This window comes from Pseudomonas sp. (genome assembly GCF_030683065.1).
Classification (GTDB): Bacteria; Pseudomonadota; Gammaproteobacteria; order Pseudomonadales; family Pseudomonadaceae; genus Aquipseudomonas.
Genome location: NZ_JAUXMX010000025.1, coordinates 1 through 13,787 on the forward strand (window position 1 = coordinate 1; position 13,787 = coordinate 13,787).

Annotated in this window: 11 protein-coding genes and 1 pseudogene; 5 read left to right on the forward strand and 7 right to left on the reverse strand. The window is 62.3% G+C overall.

Annotated elements, in window-relative coordinates; translation table 11 throughout:
- Positions 1–229 precede the first annotated feature (229 nt).
- Together Q8K09_RS05820 and algB are read right to left on the reverse strand one after the other, a co-directional pair.
- The gene (locus Q8K09_RS05820; protein WP_305254033.1) at positions 230–2,005 is read right to left on the reverse strand and encodes an ATP-binding protein; all 1,776 of its coding nucleotides are present in this window, start codon (positions 2,003–2,005) and stop codon (positions 230–232) included.
- A complete protein-coding gene (gene algB / locus Q8K09_RS05825) occupies positions 2,002–3,345 on the reverse strand; it encodes a sigma-54-dependent response regulator transcription factor AlgB (RefSeq protein ID WP_370869490.1) in 1,344 nt (447 codons plus the stop codon). Before algB ends, Q8K09_RS05820 begins: the two co-directional genes overlap by 4 nt.
- Before the next feature lie 281 nt (positions 3,346–3,626).
- Here algB and Q8K09_RS05830 point away from each other — a divergent pair, with 281 nt between their 5' ends.
- The 4 genes from Q8K09_RS05830 (at position 3,627) to Q8K09_RS05845 (ending at position 6,841) form a co-directional block, all read left to right on the forward strand.
- Positions 3,627–4,463, forward strand: coding sequence for a BON domain-containing protein (locus Q8K09_RS05830; RefSeq protein ID WP_305254034.1), 837 nt, complete (start codon positions 3,627–3,629; stop codon positions 4,461–4,463).
- 268 nt (positions 4,464–4,731) lie between these two features.
- Complete coding sequence (locus Q8K09_RS05835) at positions 4,732–4,998, forward strand: hypothetical protein (protein WP_305254035.1); 267 nt, start codon at positions 4,732–4,734, stop codon at positions 4,996–4,998.
- A gap of 262 nt (positions 4,999–5,260) precedes the next feature.
- A complete protein-coding gene (locus tag Q8K09_RS05840; protein WP_090379030.1) occupies positions 5,261–5,425 on the forward strand; it encodes a DUF1328 domain-containing protein in 165 nt (54 codons plus the stop codon).
- 186 nt (positions 5,426–5,611) lie between these two features.
- Entirely contained in the window at positions 5,612–6,841 is a 1,230-nt protein-coding gene (locus Q8K09_RS05845; protein ID WP_305254065.1) for a nucleoside recognition domain-containing protein, read from the forward strand.
- A 162-nt stretch (positions 6,842–7,003) separates the two neighbouring features.
- Here the strand turns inward: Q8K09_RS05845 and Q8K09_RS05850 are convergent, their stop codons facing one another.
- The 5 genes and pseudogenes from Q8K09_RS05850 to Q8K09_RS05865 all read right to left on the reverse strand — a co-directional run bounded on the left by Q8K09_RS05850 (position 7,004) and on the right by Q8K09_RS05865 (position 12,418).
- Entirely contained in the window at positions 7,004–8,032 is a 1,029-nt protein-coding gene (locus tag Q8K09_RS05850) for a DUF5924 family protein (protein WP_370869491.1), read from the reverse strand.
- Between the two features lie 74 nt (positions 8,033–8,106).
- Positions 8,107–8,826 carry a methyl-accepting chemotaxis protein gene (locus tag Q8K09_RS21240; protein WP_370869492.1) on the reverse strand — a complete coding sequence of 240 codons (720 nt, stop codon included), beginning with the start codon at positions 8,824–8,826 and terminating at the stop codon, positions 8,107–8,109.
- Positions 8,827–8,988: 162 nt separating this feature from the next.
- Positions 8,989–9,690: pseudogene (locus Q8K09_RS21245) on the reverse strand (PAS domain-containing protein); the annotation flags it as partial.
- A gap of 24 nt (positions 9,691–9,714) precedes the next feature.
- Entirely contained in the window at positions 9,715–11,955 is a 2,241-nt protein-coding gene (locus Q8K09_RS05860; protein WP_305254037.1) for an EAL domain-containing protein, read from the reverse strand.
- 136 nt (positions 11,956–12,091) lie between these two features.
- On the reverse strand, positions 12,092–12,418 hold the full coding sequence (locus tag Q8K09_RS05865; protein WP_305254038.1) for a hypothetical protein: 327 nt from the start codon (positions 12,416–12,418) through the stop codon (positions 12,092–12,094).
- 319 nt (positions 12,419–12,737) lie between these two features.
- Here Q8K09_RS05865 and Q8K09_RS05870 point away from each other — a divergent pair, with 319 nt between their 5' ends.
- A complete protein-coding gene (locus Q8K09_RS05870) occupies positions 12,738–13,709 on the forward strand; it encodes a TAXI family TRAP transporter solute-binding subunit (RefSeq protein WP_305254039.1) in 972 nt (323 codons plus the stop codon).
- The last annotated feature ends 78 nt before the right edge of the window (positions 13,710–13,787 follow it).

Sequence of the window (13,787 nt, forward strand, 5' to 3'; positions counted from 1 at the left end):
CTGGAACACCTGCTTTGCCAAATCGACACCAATTCGCTTAAATTTCATGGTGACTCCTCCCTTCGTGACTTTTGTTTTGACAACTCTAGTCTGGCGCATAGACGCCGTAGGAGGGGGGAGTCCATTTCATTGGGCTACAAAAAAATGCTGCTCACTTGGCTTAAGTGAACAGCATTGCGCACCCTGCTGACTATTTTCACAGCACCTCAACGCTTCCCGCAGGCATGCGTCAGAGCGGCAGCTCCAGGTAGAAGCGCGCGCCCTGGCCCAGGCGTGACTGCACGCCGATGCGCCCGCCGTGCAGCTGGGCGATTTCCTTGCACAATGCAAGCCCGAGGCCGGCACCGCCGGTCTTGCGGCCGACCTGGACGAACGGCTCGAATATCCTCGCCTGCTGGCTGTAGGGAATACCCTCGCCATCATCCTCGACCGCCAAAATCACCCGCTGACCCTGGCGTCGCGCCTGCAGACGGATCTGCCCATTGGCGTGACTGTGGCGCAGGGCGTTGCCAAGCAAGTTGTCGAGGGCGCGCTCGATTTGCAAACGGTCCACATCGATCTCCGGCAATGTGCCGCCCACTTCGACACTCAGGGTAACCCCGCTTTCGGCGGCTTGGGCGGCAAAGCGCTGTTGCGCCTGCCGCAGCAATTGATCGAGGTCGCAGGGGTGCCTGTCGAGCTGCTGCAGGCCGTTCTGGTAACGCGAGAAATTCAGCAGGTCGTCAATCAACAGGAGTAGGCGACGCATTTCCTCATCGACCGTTTGCAGCAGCTCGCTCTCCCGCGCCTCAGGCGAAAAATGCAGGCGCTCCTGCAGCAGGCTGAAAGCCATGTGCATGCCCGTCACCGGGGTGCGCAACTCATGCGAGGCGCGCAGCACGAATTCGCTGCGCACGCGCTCGAAAGCCCGTTGCTCGGTAACGTCGTGCAACACCATTACCGCGCCATGAATCCGTTCGTCGCTGAGGCTGACCGGCGTGAGGCTGTACGTCAGCAAGCGGGTTTCGCCGTCGGCCTCGACCTGCAAGTCTTCCTGCTCCTGCTCCAGACCTTCGCCGCGCATGACCCGCTGCAGCTGCTCGTCCAGTCCCGGCCGCTGCAAGGCCTGGCTGATGCCCACGCCGCGCGGCTGGTCGTACCAACCGAGCTGGCGCTGGGCAACCTGATTGAAATGATCGAGCAGGCCGCTGCGGTCGAAAATCAGCAACCCGTCATCAATGCTGTCGAGCACCGCTTGCAAACGGCGTTGCTCGGTGAGCAAAGCCTCGACATCGCTGTTCTTGAATTGCCGCAGCGAGTCGGCCATCACCCCGAAGCGCTGGCTCAGGGACGACAGCTCAGCGACCGGAGACGGCGGTAGATTGACCTGGAAATCACCTTGGCTGATCCGTTCGACTGCCAGGGTCAGGGCCTCGAGCGGCTGGCCGAAGTGCTGGGCAATGCTGTGGGCAGTGACGAATCCGAGCAGCAGCACGGCCAGGCCAATCATGCCGAGTAGCGCAGCAATCAGGGTGGCGCGCTCCTGTGAGCGATGCTCGGCGCTCTGCAGCGCTTCGAAGTAGCGTATCTGTACGGCATTGATGCGCTCGCGCAGCGCCTCCACGGACTCGCCGAAAGCGGCAGAACCCAGCAGCTCCTGACGCACCGACAAAGGCTTGTCCATCAGTGCTTCATAGAGCGCATAGGCACTGCCAATCTCGCTCACGGCCTGGCGATCCAGGTCATCGATCGCGCCTTCACGAGCCTGCTCAAGCCACTCGTTAAAGCGCTGATCGGAGGCCTGCAAGGCCTGGTGGTCGAGGTTTTCTGGCAACAGCAGGATCAGCTGTTTGCCCAGCTCCAGGCGAAGGCCAAGAGTGGCATCAAGAATGCTCAGGTTATGGGTCATTGCCTGGCTTTGCGTCTTGGTCAGCTGCAATACGCTGAACATGCCCAAGAGCAGGCCAAGCAGGGCCATGGTGATCAGCGCGCTGCTGTTGAGGAAGAGCCGGCTGCGCAGCTTCACAGGTTGAACTGCTTGCGTTTGCGGTACAGGGTCGAGGCATCGATGCCGAGGGTTTTGGCCGCCAGGTCGAGGGTTTCGCTGCCAGCCAGTACCGCGCCGATATGGGCTTTTTCCAGTTCTTCCAGGCTCAGCGCACCGCCGACGCGCGGGCCATTGCCGGCCGGCTGTTCGCCAAGGCCGAGGTGGCTGACCTCGACCAGTGCCTGGGTGCAGATGATGCTGGCGCGCTCAATCACATTGCGCAGTTCGCGAATATTGCCGGGCCAGCGGTATGCCAGCAATGCTGCGCGCGCCGCATCACTGAAGCCGCGCGCCGGGCGGGCATATTCCTTGACGAACCGCGCGAGGAAACGCTCAGCCAAGGCCAGCAGGTCTTCACTGCGCTCACGTAACGGGGGCAGCTTGAACGTGATGACGTTGAGGCGGTAGAGCAGGTCTTCACGGAACTCGCCATTCTTGACCATCTCATCCAGGACCCGATTGGTGGCAGCGAGGAAGCGCACATCGGCACGGCGCGTTACCGGGTCGCCGACCCGCTCGTATTCTTTATCCTGAATGAAACGCAGCAACTTGGGCTGCAGGGTCAGCGGGAAGTCGCCGATCTCATCAAGAAACAGGCTGCCGCCGTCGGCCTGATTGACTCGGCCGAGGGTGCTTTCGCTGGCACCGGTGAAGGCGCCGCGGCTATGGCCGAACAGCTCGCTTTCCATCAGTTCGGCAGTCAGTGAGGGGCAGTTGATGGTCACGCAGAATTTTTTCGCGCGTCGGCTCCAGCCATGAATGGCCTGCGCCAGTTCACCCTTGCCCGTGCCTGACTCGCCGAGAATAAGGATATTGGCGTCGGTAACAGCGACCTGACGCGCAGTCTCCAGGATTGCCATCATCGCCGGATTGTTCGAATCGAGATCCTGTTTGCTGTTGCGCACTTTGCCTTCCAAGGCCTCCAGGCGCGTGGACATGTACCGTATGTGCAACTGCTTGATCGCCGCCATGCGCAATTGTTCGGGGCTGCAGGGTTTGACCAGGTAGTCCGCCGCGCCGGCCTGGATGGCGTCGACCGCGATATCCACCGCCGACAGCGCGGTGACTATCACTACATGCATCCATGGCGCCTGCACGCGCATCTGCGCCAGCACGTCGAGGCCGTTATCTTCGCCAAGGCGTAGATCGAGGAAGCACAGGTCGAACACCTGACGTTGCAGGAGCGCGTCTGCCTGCTTGGCACTGCTGGCCGTGGCCACCTGATGGCCGGCGTCCTCCAGGCAGTAACGGAAGGTGCGCAAGATTGCCGCCTCGTCATCGACCAGCAGAATGCGCCCGCCCGGTTGTTCTGCGTCCATGTCCATCTCCAGATGATTGAGGGGGCTGCAACAAACCTGCGCTACGGCGCGCGACACGTTCACAACCGCCAAGCGCAGGCGTAGTCCCGGCAATTTCGTGCAGGTTGCACGACGAGTATGCGGCGATCCTGCAAGCTGCATGCTGCCTCTCTTCGAGAGTTTTGATAACCAATTGATTTATATGATTTTAATTTTTAACCCTGGACTGGCACGCGCCCTGCAATTGTCTGGTTAATCGTTGCCCTAAGTGGCGCGTAACTGGATTCAATAGGAGTTCTGCCATGCATAAGTTGAAAGCTCTGGCCCTGGCCACCGCATCCGCAAGCCTGATCGCCTTCATGCCCTTGGCGGCCCATGCCGAGCAGGGCGATCTGAGCAGCCAGCTCAGCGAAGCCCGCCAGGAAGGCTCGATCTGGACCGCGTTCGCCCTCAACCGTCATCTCAGTCCGTTCAAAATCGATGTCGATGTCGAGAACGGTAAAGCACTGCTCACCGGCAGCGTAGAGACCGCGGTCGAGCGTGAGCTCGCCGAGCAAGTCGCGCTGGGCATCGAAGGGGTGAACACAGTCAATAACCAGCTGCAGGTCGATCCGCAGATCGAACCCATCGCCAGCAATGAACCAACCCTGGCGCAGCGTTTCGATGACGCCACGCTGGTCGCCACGGTGAAATCCAAACTGCTGTGGAACAGCAACACCGAAGGCCTGGATATCAAAGTGGCCAGCGAGAGCGGTGTGGTAACCCTCAGCGGCAGCGCACCGACTCCAGTGGCCAAGGAACTGGCGGGGCGCCTGGCGGCCAACACCAACGGCGTGCGCCAGGTGCAGAACCAACTGACCGTCAGCGCTGCCGACACCAATGCCGCCAAGGCGCAGCAGGCGGCGACTGATGCCGGAGCAGCGATCAGCGATACCTGGATTACCAGCAAGGTCAAATCCAGCCTGCTGTATAGCCGCAATCTCGACGGCTTGAACGTCTCGGTAACAACCAAGGCCGGCCAGGTCACGCTCGGCGGCAGCGTGCTGAGCGCGGCAGAGAAGCAACTGGCCATCGAGACCGCGCGCAACATCCGCGGTGTGCAGGCAGTTGAGGCTGCGGGCCTGAGCATCGCTGACTAATCCGCCAATAGCTGTACGTCCACCTATTGGGCGCGACAGGGATGTTACGCCTCAGGCCATCGTGCAAAACGCCCGACGACCAGACAGCGATCGTGCAGGACGCCCGTAATCGTTGCCGGTTCTATTTTTATCTCTTTGATTTAAATGACTTTTTATTTTCAATGTGGGTGGCATGCTCACTGCAATAGTCACCTTATCAGCACCCAGCGCCAGCATCCATGCCGGCCGGGCACCGGACAACCCAGGCAAGACTGGGAGGAGTTGCAGAATGAATCGCCGTCATTTCGATCTCGCCTTAAGCGACAAGCTTTTGTTGGTTGGCAGCGCACTCCTGTTGATCGTGATTGGGTTGGGGCTGGCATTGAGCCGAGATGCCGAAAAAATCGAACACCGCACCAGGCTATCGGCTCCAGCTGCACCGGCGGGCGCTGCGGCAGCAGACACCAGAACAACCCCTCAGGCACAGCAAGCCAGCAGCCATAGCCGGGCGCCGGACAACAGTGCCCCATCACGTCAATCCAGTTGGGTGTTCTAACCATGAGCATGCAACTGCAGGCAAGCAAATCGGCGCTCTGCGCGATCGTCCTGCTGCTGGCTGTGCTGCTGGCGCTGCTCAGCGGCGCAGCACTAGCCCTGTGGGGCAGTCGCTCCACGACAACTATAGAGCCAGGATCGCATCAGCCGTGCAGCGTGCGTCGCGTCTGGCCAGTGAACGCCGGCCAGACGCCGGAGCTGGAACATCCGCCCCTGCATTCGAGTCAAATACAGCAAGACCTTACATACCTAGGAGAAACACCATGTTGAGTTGGGCCATAACGTTTCTGATCATCGCCATCATCGCCGCCGTACTGGGCTTCGGTGGTATCGCCGGGACAGCTACAGGTATCGCGAAGATTCTGTTCGTCGTATTCCTGGTGATGTTCATCGTGTCGTTCATCATGGGTCGTCGCCCAAGAGGCTAGCGATCCACATCGCTGGCTGGTGCCCTGCAATTGGGCGCTGGCTTGGCGCTGCGGATCTGCTCGAATCCAATACCCGTGACAGACTACGGCAGAGCCATGTCCGGTTGATTCCCGCCAGGCACCGCACAACCTCAACGCCATCACCTTGAGCCGCGTTATCATTCGCGCATCGAGTGGGGGTGGATGATGCTTAACGGTTTGTGGCTGGGATTTTTTGTGGTGGCGGCAGTGGCCGGACTGTCGCGCTGGTTGCTGGGTGACGACCCTGCGGTATTCGCCGCGATGGTCGAGAGCCTGTTCGTCATGGCCAAGCTGGCGGTCGAGGTGATGGTGGTGCTGTTCGGCACCCTGACCTTGTGGCTGGGCTTTCTGCGTATCGCCGAGAAGGCCGGGCTGGTCGACCTCATGGGGCGCGCCTTGGGCCCCTTGTTCGCGCGTCTGATGCCCGAAGTGCCACGCGGCCATCCAGCGCTGGGCTTCATCACCCTCAACTTCGCCGCCAACGGCCTGGGCCTGGACAACGCGGCCACGCCGATTGGCCTGAAAGCCATGCGTGCGCTGCAAGAGTTGAACCCGAGCAAGGTGGTGGCGAGCAACGCGCAGATTCTCTTCCTGGTGCTCAACACCTCATCCCTGACCCTGCTGCCGGTGTCAATCTTCATGTACCGGGTGCAGCAGGGCGCCGACGACCCGACCTTGGTCTTCCTGCCGATCCTCTTGGCTACCAGCGCCTCGACCCTCGCCGGGCTGCTGGCGGTAGCCCTGATGCAGCGCCTGCGCCTGTGGGATCCGGTGGTGCTGGCCTACCTGATTCCCGGTGCGCTGCTGCTCGGTGGTTTCATGGCGCTGCTCGCCGGTCTGTCCACCACGGCGCTGGCGGGACTGTCCTCGCTGCTCGGCAACCTGACCCTGTTCGGCCTGATTTTACTGTTCCTGTTGGTCGGTGCGTTACGCCGGGTGCCGGTCTACGAGAGCTTTATAGAAGGCGCCAAGGAAGGCTTCGACGTGGCCAAGAGCCTGCTGCCCTACCTGGTCGCCATGCTCTGCGCGATTGGCGTGCTGCGCGCCTCCGGCGCACTGGATTTCGGTCTTGATGGGGTGCGCGCCGCAGTCCAATGGCTGGGCTGGGACACCCGTTTCATCGACGCCTTGCCTACCGCCCTGATGAAGCCGTTCTCCGGCAGCGCGGCGCGAGCCATGTTGATCGAGACTATGCAGAACTTCGGTGTGGACAGCTTCCCCGCGCTGTTGGCCGCGACGGTACAGGGCAGCACCGAGACCACCTTCTACGTGCTGGCGGTGTATTTCGGCGCGGTCGGTATCCAGCGCGTCCGGCATGCCGTGGGCTGTGCATTATTTGCCGACCTGGCCGGGATCATCGCCGCCATCGGCGTGTGCTACTGGTTCTTTGGCTAAGCAGCGCAACCACCAAGCCCGACCGATCAGGACCGCGCTCCGGCGCGGGGAGACACGACTGGGAGGGGCTTTCGGTTCGGGCCTCCCAGCAGTGGTAGCCGCGCTCAAGGGCGCGGCTGAAGCGCCCCCCCACGGTCAAGTTGTAGTGGCCCTGTTTGCCGGTTACTCAACCACCTTGAAGCGCAGCACACCGATCATCTGCCCAGCCTCGGTCATGACCTGCACCTGCCAGTTGCCAAGCGGGTCGGCAGGGAAGTTCTGCTTGTGGGTCCAGGCACGGTAGCCATTTTTGCGGCCGCCCTGGATGTCCAGAGCGATATGCTCGCCCGCCCGGCCGTTGTGGCGCCAAACGTGGTAAATGCGTTCATTCAGACCGCGCGGGGCGTTGATCGCGGTATAGGCGTACAAGCCCTGGTTGCGCAGCTGCGCAGCACTGAGTTGCTTCAACGTTGCGCCCGGCGCGCGGTTGCGGTTGTCGAACTCGGTGGTTACCGCGACCTCGGTCAGCCACAGCGTCGCTGGCGGCACCCAGACGCGCGCCAGCCAGCCAGTCGCACCCAGCGCCAGGATCAGGCCGACCAGCAGCACGCCGCGCCACCAGCGCCGGATAGTGATAATACCGAGCAGGCTGGGAAACGACAGCAGCGCGGCAGTGGCCAGGGCCAATTGGTAGCTCTGCGGGGTGGTCAATTTGAAGATGATTGGCAGGGCAGTGAGCAGCACGGCGAATAGCGTGAACGAATGATAGGTGAGGAACAGCCAGCGCCGCGGCGCCAGCTTCTTGTAGTAAAGCGGGTCGGTGATCGAGACCAGCGCGGCCGCCGCCAGCACCCCGGTAAACAATGCCTGGCCGCTGTTCCAGGTGGTGGTAATGATGAAAAACGGCAGGACGAAGAACAGGCTTTCCTGGTGGATCAACTGGGTCGCGTAGCGCAGCAACGGCGGCGGCAATTCGAAGCCGAACCAGCGGGCGATCTGCGCACGCAGGATATTTTCCAGAATCAGCCACAACCAGCTGACCAGCATCACCGTGGCCAGCACCTGGGCCAGTTCGGCCTGACGCTCGACCAGCAGAAAACTCGCCAGCCCAGAGGCAAAACCGAAGATCGCCACCAGCCCCGGATTGCGCTGGATCAAGGCGAACAGACGGCGCAGCGGGGGTTTACAGGACTCGAGTAGGGACAAGGGCAGGCTCATGGCTATCGGCGAATAGTCGAGAATACTCCTTGTGCCCCGCGTCTGTGTCCAGCGCCGCCTGCGGTTCTTCAGTGGCTGCGCTTCTGCCCCCAGAAATGTTCGACCAGCGCTTGCAGGCGGTCGGCCAGGGCAAAGACCTGGCCGGCACTGCTACGGCTCTGACTGCCGGCCACCACATTGCTCTCACTGGCGAGGCGGATACTGTTGAGGTTGCGCTGGATATCCTCACCGACGGCGCTCTGCTCCTCCACGGCGGCGGCGATCTGCAGGTTCATGTCACTGATCTGGCTGACCCGCTGGTTAATGCCCTCGAGTGCCTGGGCCGCTTGCAGCGCGTGGCCAACGCTGGCTGCGGCCTGGTGCTGGCTGCGGCCCATGGCGGCCACGGCGTTGCCGGTACCCTGCTGCAGGTTGCTGATAATGCCGTGGATTTCCGCGGTGGACTGCTGGGTACGCGAGGCCAGGCCGCGCACTTCGTCGGCAACCACCGCAAAACCGCGTCCGGCCTCACCGGCCCGCGCCGCTTCGATGGCGGCATTGAGGGCGAGCAGGTTGGTCTGCTCGGCAATGCTCTGGATGACTTCCAGGGCACGATTGATCTCCTGACTGTGCCGCTCCAGCTGGAGGATCACCTCGTTACTCTGCTGCACTTCGCTGGCCAGGGTGGCGATTGAGTGGCGGGTCTGTTCGACCAGCTGCAGGCCGCTACCGGTTTCCAGATCGGCGGCGCTGGCCGCGCTGGCGCTGAGCTGGGCGTGCCGTGCCACTTCCTGCACGCTGCTGGCCATCTGGCCGATGGCGCTGGCGACCTGATCGGTTTCGCCCTGTTGCTGCTTAGTGGCCTGAGCGCTGCTGTCGACGGCGGCGACCAGTTGCCCAGCCTCGACACTCAACTGCCAGGCCGAGTCGGCTATTCGCCCGACCACGGCGCCGGTTTCGGCCTGCAGACTGTGCAGGGCGAAGGCAATCTGGCCGAAGCAGTCGCTGCGCCCGGTATACACCAGCTGGCTCAATGGATTATGCGCAATCGCCTGGGCCTGGCGGGTCAAGCTCGCCAGTGGCCGCAGGCCGAGGTGCAGCACGCCGGCCAGCAACATGCCGAGTAGCGTCGCCGCGCCGAGGGCCGGCAGCAATGGCAGAACGCCACTGACGCCGAGCAGTAGCGCGGCGAGCAGGCCAGGCGTTGCGCAGAGCAGGCTGAGGCGCTGCGCCAGGCTCAAGTGCGGCGGCCGCAGCGGGTTGCGGCCGCCGCGCAGCTCGCCATACAAACGTTCGGCACACGCAACCCGTTGCGGCGAAGCCTGGGTGCGCACCGACTGGTATTCCGCCACCTGGCCATTGCGCAGCACTGGGGTGACATACGCGCTGACCCAATAATGGTCGCCGTTCTTGCAGCGGTTCTTCACCAGGCCCATCCACGAACGACCGGCCTTGACCGTGCGCCAGAGGTCGGCGAAGGCCTGAGGCGGCATGTCCGGGTGGCGCACGATGTTGTGGTTGTGACCCAGCAACTCGGCTTCAGTGAAACCACTGATGGCAATAAAATCCGGGTTGACGTAGCTCACCGCGCCCTTGAGATCGGTGGTGGAGAGGATATTGGCCTGGGCGTCGACTGCGACCGCACGACCACTGACGGGCATGTTGAGTTTCATTAGGCAGCTCTCTCGGATTTATTGTTATGGAAGGGAAAGGGCAGGCTGCAACAGGCAACAGAGCCCCTCGAAGCAGTCCTCGCCACTGAATAGCCGCTCCAGCTCAGCCGGTGGGCGCGGCCGGCTGAACCAGTAGCCTTGCGCCAGACGGCAGCCTTCGGCGCGCAGAAAATCGAGGTGTTCGCTGTGCTCCACACCTTCGGCCACCACCTCCAGACCAAGACTCAGGCCCAGACCGATGATGGCGCGGCTGATTAACTGTGAGTCGCCATCGGCGGACGTGCCGCTGATGAACGTCTTGTCGACCTTGAGAATGTGCAGCGGAAAGCGTTTGAGGTAACCGAGCGAGGAGTAGCCAGTGCCGAAGTCGTCCAGCGCCAACTGGATGCCCAGGCTGGCCAGTTCGCGCAGGCAGGCCAGGGTCTGGACGCTGTCTTCCATCAGCTGGCTTTCAGTGATCTCCAGCACCAGGCTGGTGGGCGGCAGACCGCTTTCGCGCAGAATATCGGCGACCCGCGCGGCAAAATCAGCCTGTTGCAGTTGCCGGCTGGACAGGTTGACCGAACAGCGCAACGCCGGCTGGCCGGTCAGTTGCCAGTGACGCACCTGCGCGCAGGCCTGACGCAGCACCCAGTCGCCGACCGCCTGGATCGCCCCGGACTCCTCTAGGCAGGGAATAAACTCCAGCGGCGACACCGCCCGGCCCTTGTGCTGCCAGCGCAACAGCGCTTCCACGGCCACCAGGTAAGGCTGCTCACGATCCAGCTGGCAGATCGGTTGATAGACCAGGCTGAACTCGTCCCTGGCCAGCGCGCGGCTGAGTGCGCTCTGCAGCTCCAGTTGATACTGGGCCTGGGCCTGCATTTCGGCACTGTAGCGGGCGAACTGCGCCTTGCCGGCAGCCTTGGCGCGGTACAGGGCGAGATCGGCTGCTTGCAGCGAATCGAGCCCGGCGTTTTCCTCGCTGAGCGCGGCAATACCGATGCTGATGCTGACCACCAACTGGTGTTCCTGTATCTGCAGGGGCGGCTGCAGGCTGTCGAGCATGCGCTGGGCCACCCGCTCGGCATCGGCGGTGCAAGCGAGGTCGTCAAGCAGCACCACAAACTCATCGCCGCCGAAGCGAATCAAGTGATCGCCGGGGCGCAGGCACTGGCTGAGGCGACGTGCGACCTCGACCAGTACCTGGTCACCGATGTGATGACCGAGACTGTCGTTGATCAGTTTGAAACGGTCCAGGTCGATGAACAGCAGCGCCGACTCACGCGCACCACTGCGACCCTGGCGTTGCAGGGCCTGATCCAGCAGCTCGGTCAGACGATCACGGTTAGCCAGACCGGTCAGCGGGTCGTGGCGAGCGGCATGCTGCAGTTGCTCTTGGGCGGCACGCCGCAGGCTGATGTCGGTCTGCGAACCGGCCATGCGCCGCTGGCCCTCAGCGACCTGCTCGGCCACGCCGCGCACCAGTACCCACAGGTAGCTGCCGCTCTGCCGACGAATGCGGTACTCGTGGTGCAGCGAAGGTGTGCTGCCTTGTAGGTGCGCATCGATAGCCCGGCGCAAGCCACCAATGTCATCGGGGTGGACGCGGGCGAACCAGCCGGCACTGCCGCTACCGAGCTGGTCGCGGTGCAAGTCGAGCATGCCCGCCCAGCGCTCCGAGAGGTACAGCTGGTCGTGATCGATGTGCCAGTCCCAGAGCCCGTCATTGGCGCCGCGCAGGGCACGGGCGAAGCGTGCCTCGCTGTCTTCCAGGGCCTTGCGTTGCGCGGAGCTGTAGGTGTCCAGGGCCAGACCGATGTCAAAGAACACCGCCTTCAGCAGGCTGGCAAAACTGGCGCTAGCCGGCTGCTCGCCGAGCAGGCCATCGAGCATCTCGTTCAGGTACAGGCGGTAGGCACCCAGGTACCACTTGAGGTCGACGCCGATCTTCTGGTGAACCCAGCCGATGCGCAGGCGATTGAGCACGTAACTCTGGTCGTAGGGACCATTCCACAGGCGCTGGTAGTAGTCGCTCTGGCTGTGCTTGAGGCGGGTGATTGTCGCCGGATCACTGACGATGGCGGCGGTCGCCGGGAAATCGCCGAGACGCCGGTAAAGGTTGTCGAGAAAAACCGAGTGGGCCGGCTGCACCGCCGCGCTATGACGGCTGAGCTGCTCGACATCGGCGGCGCTCCAATCGAGAAAGCGCAGGCGCTGGCTGATTTCGTCGCGGTCAAGACCGACGTGCTGGAGCAGTTCTTGGAATTCTTGCTCGTTGCCCATGGCGAGTCCTTACTTTTTTCGGCGCAAAAAAAAGCGCCGAGGCGAGTCATCTATAAAAAATGACTACCCTCGACGCTCTGTCTTGCAGGCCCATATGTCCTACCCGGCAAAGCTGGTTGTCGCCGCAGCTAAACCATTACTCGCGTGGGGTTTTACCCGATTCGCAATTATTCGACAAGCTCTCCAGCACACACATCGTCCGCTTGCGTAGTTTGGCCAGCTGCGCCGATTTAAAAGCATGCCGGGTCTGCTCCAGCACTTCTACAACATCGCTGAGCAGGGCCTGTACCTCACCGGCCTGATCCTGCGGCAGCGCCTGCAGCCAGCGACAACTGGCCGCCTGACTGCAGTCGCTGGGTTGTTCGAGGACTTCGCAGCCTGGCGCCTGGGCATGCAGCAGTTGCCGTACCCGGTCGATGCATTGCGGTTTGGGCAGGGTCACGAGTAGGCAGGTCTGGTTCATGGCGACAACTCGGTGGCGAATTGCCATGAAGGCTAGCGCGCCTGGCCAGCACTTCTATTGACCGGGGTCAGTGTCGCGCAGACTTGCGCCAGCGTCTGCGCAGCCGCTCGCCAACCGACCAAGGACAACCCTTCGGGGGCATACGCGCATGGATCAGTTGGCAGATTTACCCGCGCACCAGGCGCAATTACATACCCGGTTACCAGCTAAAAACGCATTGCTCCGTGCAAATTTTGTCCGAACGGTTAGACTTTCTCGCTTCCAGCCGCAGCCCACGAGGTTAGTGCGGCTCAACAACAAGCAGAAAAGGAGCTATCCCATGAAAGGCAAATCCTTGGCGTGGGTTCTGTCGGCGGCACTCGCAGGTATCACCTTGAGTGGCGCAGTACAGGCCGAAGAAAAATTCGTCACCATCGGCACCGGTGGTCAGACCGGGGTTTACTACGTGGCAGGCCAGTCGATCTGCCGCTTCGTCAATCGCGGCGCCAGCGAGCACAACATCAAGTGCAACGCTCCGGCCAGTGGCGGTGGCGTGGCTAACGTCAACGGCCTGCGCAGCGGTGAGTTCAACTTCGGCATCATGCAGTCGGATCACCAGTTCAAAGCGCTCAATGGTGTGGCACCGTTCCAGGCTGAAGGCGCGATGGGTGATATCCGCGCCTTGTTCTCCTTGCAGAGCGAAGTCTTCACCGTGCTCGCCCGTCGCGATGCCAAGATCACCAGCTTCGACGACCTCAAGGGCAAGCGCGTCAACGTTGGCAACCCGGGCTCCGGGCAGCGCGACACCCTCGATGAAATCATGCAGGTCAAGGGCTGGGACAAGTCGGTATTCGCCCTGTCTGCCGAGCTGAAGCCGGCCGAGCAGGCATCGGCCCTGGGCGACAACAACATCGACGCCATGACCTATTTCGTCGGCCATCCCAATGGCGCGATCCAGGAAGCCACCACCACCACCGACGCCGTACTGGTACCAGTGACGGGCGCCGAGATCGACAAGCTGCTGGCTGAAAAGAGCTACTACACCAAAGCTGAAATCCCGGGCGGCGTGTACAAAGGCAGTGACGCACCGACCCCCTCGATTGGCGGCAAGGCGGTACTCTCCACCACGGCCCAGGCCGATCCGGAAGTGGTCTACCAGCTGGTCAAGTCGGTGTTCGATAACATTGAACGTTTCAAGCGCCTGCACCCGGCATTTGCCGACCTCAAGGAAGCCGACATGATCAAGGCCGGTCTGACCGCGCCACTGCATGACGGTGCCGTACGTTATTACAAGGAACGTGGCTGGATGTAAGCCACGCTCGCAGCCTGGAAAAGCCTGGGCAAAATCCGGGGCACGCAGCCCCGGATGGCACTGGCGCTGCTCCAGCCT

Coding starts and splice junctions, on each gene's coding strand:
- Q8K09_RS05865 (WP_305254038.1), bottom strand. CDS start 12,418: ATGAACCAGACCTGCCTACTCGTGACCCTGCCCAAACCGCAATGCATC.
- Q8K09_RS05830 (WP_305254034.1), top strand. CDS start 3,627: ATGCATAAGTTGAAAGCTCTGGCCCTGGCCACCGCATCCGCAAGCCTG.
- Q8K09_RS05870 (WP_305254039.1), top strand. CDS start 12,738: ATGAAAGGCAAATCCTTGGCGTGGGTTCTGTCGGCGGCACTCGCAGGT.
- Q8K09_RS05860 (WP_305254037.1), bottom strand. CDS start 11,955: ATGGGCAACGAGCAAGAATTCCAAGAACTGCTCCAGCACGTCGGTCTT.
- Q8K09_RS05845 (WP_305254065.1), top strand. CDS start 5,612: ATGCTTAACGGTTTGTGGCTGGGATTTTTTGTGGTGGCGGCAGTGGCC.
- algB (WP_370869490.1), bottom strand. CDS start 3,345: ATGGACGCAGAACAACCGGGCGGGCGCATTCTGCTGGTCGATGACGAG.
- Q8K09_RS05835 (WP_305254035.1), top strand. CDS start 4,732: ATGAATCGCCGTCATTTCGATCTCGCCTTAAGCGACAAGCTTTTGTTG.
- Q8K09_RS05840 (WP_090379030.1), top strand. CDS start 5,261: ATGTTGAGTTGGGCCATAACGTTTCTGATCATCGCCATCATCGCCGCC.
- Q8K09_RS21240 (WP_370869492.1), bottom strand. CDS start 8,826: ATGGCCAGCAGCGTGCAGGAAGTGGCACGGCACGCCCAGCTCAGCGCC.